The sequence below is a fragment of the Thermohalobaculum sediminis genome (assembly GCF_023487995.1).
Lineage (GTDB): Bacteria > Pseudomonadota > Alphaproteobacteria > Rhodobacterales > Rhodobacteraceae > Thermohalobaculum > Thermohalobaculum sediminis.
The window spans coordinates 1-3,047 of sequence record NZ_JAMFKN010000035.1 but is presented as its reverse complement, the minus strand read 5'-3'; the positions used below and the strand labels follow the sequence as shown (position 1 = coordinate 3,047).

The window sequence follows — 3,047 nt, the reverse complement described above, 5'->3', positions numbered from 1 at the left end:
TGGCGTCAGCTCGGCGCAGCCTGAAGGCCGACGTTGACAGCCAATCTGAGACTGGTTCGCATTGGTCTGACACCACCCACGCCATGGATTGCCGCACAGATATCAAGGTTGATTCCAAGCGTGATGTCACAACTCCAACCTGCTGATTGACGAGTGTTCCACGAAATTCTCAGGCCCCTTGGCCAGGCCCCTTTGGTTCGTCGAGGTTCTTTGGATGAATGGAGCGATTGCGGACCTTGCCATGGCGAACCGATAGGGCCGCAAAGGGCTCGAAGCTGCCGTACCGCTTCCACACGCCCATTGACCGCTTCGGATGGCCCAATGTCCGGAAGTCGATCCATCCTTCTGAAAAAGTTGGGTTGCCTGCCTGTCGTGAATGACGGCTTTCGGGGCTCCCCACGAGTCTGGCCTGCTGCGTCGCCGCAAGTCGGCTTCGAGCCCGGAACGGTTACGATATGAACGTGTCGAAGACAGTTAGGTATGTGTTAGATTCACTCAGAGATTGGATGCGGAATGATACACCATGACGGAAGAACAACTCGTTTTCGCGACATTGGACGAATACGCTGATGCCTACTGCAAGAAGGACCTTGATCGACTGATGTCGATTTTCGTCGACGGTGAAGGCATCTCACTTATTGGAACCGGTGGTGATGAACTGTGCTCCGGTCGTGATGCTGTGTCGGCGGTCTTTGCTCGAAATTTCCGAGACGCAACGGCCACAAAATTCGCATGGGGTTGGAAGGACATCGCCATTCACGACGCCTCGGCGACTGTTGCAATTGCCTTGGTTATCCACCTCGTCGTAGATGGTGATACCCTGATGGTTCCGGTTCGGTGGACGGTTTCTCTCGTCAAAACGGCGGCAGGTTGGAGATGGGTTCACCGGCATGCCTCGGTCGCCGCAAGCGCCCAGGATGAGGGGTCTGCCTATCCGAAAAGTAGAGGATAGTTAGAGGGCGGCTTCGTCCACGAAGTGGTCGTTCACCCAGCAAAACTGCGCCGCATGGCAGCGAACGGCGGCTCAGAGCCTGAAGCAGACGCCAGCTATGGAAATTGACCCCCGCCTGCATCCGCAACAATCTTGGAAACGGTTTCTGCTTTTGACCGAAGCCACATTACAAACGTTCTGACCTCAGGGCGCAGATGGCCTGCTGGCGTTTCGATGTGGTAAACACCGAACTGCGTCTCGGAAAACAGCTCCACAACCTGGTTCGATGCGAGGTCTTCGACGAAGAAGGCGCGGGCCGTGTATGTGATCCCCGCACCGCGCCGAACTGCCGACATGATGAGATTTCCCGGCATGTGGTTCACTGTAAGCGGATGTTCCGGGACAATGCCGTGATACGTGAACCACTCAGCGGCTTCGTTTGTACCGAGTTCCTGCAGCCACGGGAGGTCGACCAACGATTCGGCATTTGACAGATCTCGGTCGCCAACAAGTGACGGAGCCGCAATCACTACCATATCCGTGATCAGCACAGCGTCGACATCCGGGTTGGAACGGCGTCTATCATGATAGCGGATGGCCACATCGATACCGCCTGGCTTCATTTCTACAAGTTCCGACGTCGGATTGAGCATCAGGGTGATTTCCGGGTGGTCGCGCTGGAACTCGGCCATTCTTGGCAGCAGCCACTCGACTGCGAAAGCTGGCGACATGGTAATCTGAACCGGTCGATTGACCGCTTGCTCTGTCAGGCGTTCGACACCGCGACCGATTATGTCGAAGCCGATCGCAAGCTCGTGGGCCAAATCCGTACCTTGCGAAGTTAGCCCGATACCCCGGCCCAGTCTCTCTACGAGAACGACGCCCAAGCGTTCTTCCAGAGCCTTGACCTGCTGGCTTACGGCCGCCTGCGTGACGTTCAACCGCTCGGCCGCCAGCCTGTAGCTTCCGGCGTCAGCGACAGCTGCGAATGCTCGCAGACTGTTCAGTGGAGGCAATCTAAGCCAATCCATGTGATAGCTTTTCTAAAGTAAGCCTGTGATAATTGAGTCGCATGTTTTGACCGGTCTGACAATATTAGCGGACAGGATAAAAGGTATTCTGGTATTTGTGCAGGCGGTGCGCACGAACGGTCATCTTATCGGAGCCTGAGAACCAATGAAAAAACTAAACGGTGGGTGCTACTGCGGCGCCATCCGCTTTCAGATCCTCGGGCCACCTGTTTGGTCCGCGCATTGCCATTGCCGGTCTTGCCAGCTCGCGTTGGGCGGAGCCTTCGTCACATGGGCAAAGGTGGCAGCAAGCGATTTTGCCATAACCAAGGGCACATTGAAGACGGTCGAGAAAACCCCGGGCATCCGCCGCGGATTCTGTGGGGACTGCGGCACGACGTTGACCTACTCTGCCCAAGGTGAAGTCGGTGGTCAGGACTGGAGTGCCGACGCTTGGTTTTCTGCCGTGGCCCTCGATGATCCGTCAATCATAGAGCCGTCTGCCCACGTCTTCGTTTCTCATCAGCAGCCATGGATCAAGCTTGCAGACGGATTGCCCACGTTTCAGGAGTTCTGAAACGCTCAGTCACTGAATTCCAAACTGAAAGGAAACTGCGATGAGCGCCGCCTTTTATTATGCGTGTAGTGATTGTGAAGGGATGGAGTCTTGACCCGGGAAAGTCACCGCGGCAACAGAGGATGAAGTCTGGAAGTTGATGGAGCCACACGCCGTCATGGCGCATGGCGAAGACCCCAGTTCTTGGGACAAGGAGGCCCGGGAATACCTCGGGACGCTGATCAGGCAGGAATAATCACGATGAGCGGACCTGAGCGCCGCTCGAACCCGCTTTGCTTACCCAACTTAGCGTCAGCGAAGTCGGCGGAGCCGCCGTTCAGGCGGTCTTCGGTCGCCGCCTTGCAGTGAACGGCCGTTTGGAGCCCTAGCAGTCGTTGGGGCGCTGTCAGAAAGATCTCGGTTGAGACAGGTCGGACGACCTCGTAGCGTCTTGGGATGAGCAAATCCAACCCGTTCAAGGGCAATGTCAAAGGAACTTGGCTTGAGGCGGAATAGCCGCCTCCCTACCCTCGTGGCATGAGCAAACCCA

The 3,047-nt window shown here is 56.5% G+C and carries 3 protein-coding genes and 1 pseudogene; 3 read left to right on the top strand and 1 reads right to left on the bottom strand.

Features of this window, described 5'->3' with window-relative positions:
• Positions 1 to 523 precede the first annotated feature (523 nt).
• Positions 524 to 952 carry a nuclear transport factor 2 family protein gene (locus M1105_RS20435; protein ID WP_249582218.1) on the top strand — a complete coding sequence of 143 codons (429 nt, stop codon included), beginning with the start codon at positions 524 to 526 and terminating at the stop codon, positions 950 to 952.
• A gap of 95 nt (positions 953 to 1,047) precedes the next feature.
• Here the strand turns inward: M1105_RS20435 and M1105_RS20430 are convergent, their stop codons facing one another.
• The gene (locus M1105_RS20430; RefSeq protein ID WP_249582217.1) at positions 1,048 to 1,962 is read right to left on the bottom strand and encodes a LysR family transcriptional regulator; all 915 of its coding nucleotides are present in this window, start codon (positions 1,960 to 1,962) and stop codon (positions 1,048 to 1,050) included.
• Between the two features lie 145 nt (positions 1,963 to 2,107).
• Here M1105_RS20430 and M1105_RS20425 point away from each other — a divergent pair, with 145 nt between their 5' ends.
• Both M1105_RS20425 and M1105_RS21025 read left to right on the top strand, forming a co-directional pair.
• Entirely contained in the window at positions 2,108 to 2,518 is a 411-nt protein-coding gene (locus tag M1105_RS20425; RefSeq protein WP_249582216.1) for a GFA family protein, read from the top strand.
• Positions 2,519 to 2,630: 112 nt separating this feature from the next.
• Positions 2,631 to 2,753, top strand: a pseudogene (locus tag M1105_RS21025) (DUF1059 domain-containing protein); the annotation flags it as partial.
• Positions 2,754 to 3,047 lie beyond the last annotated feature (294 nt).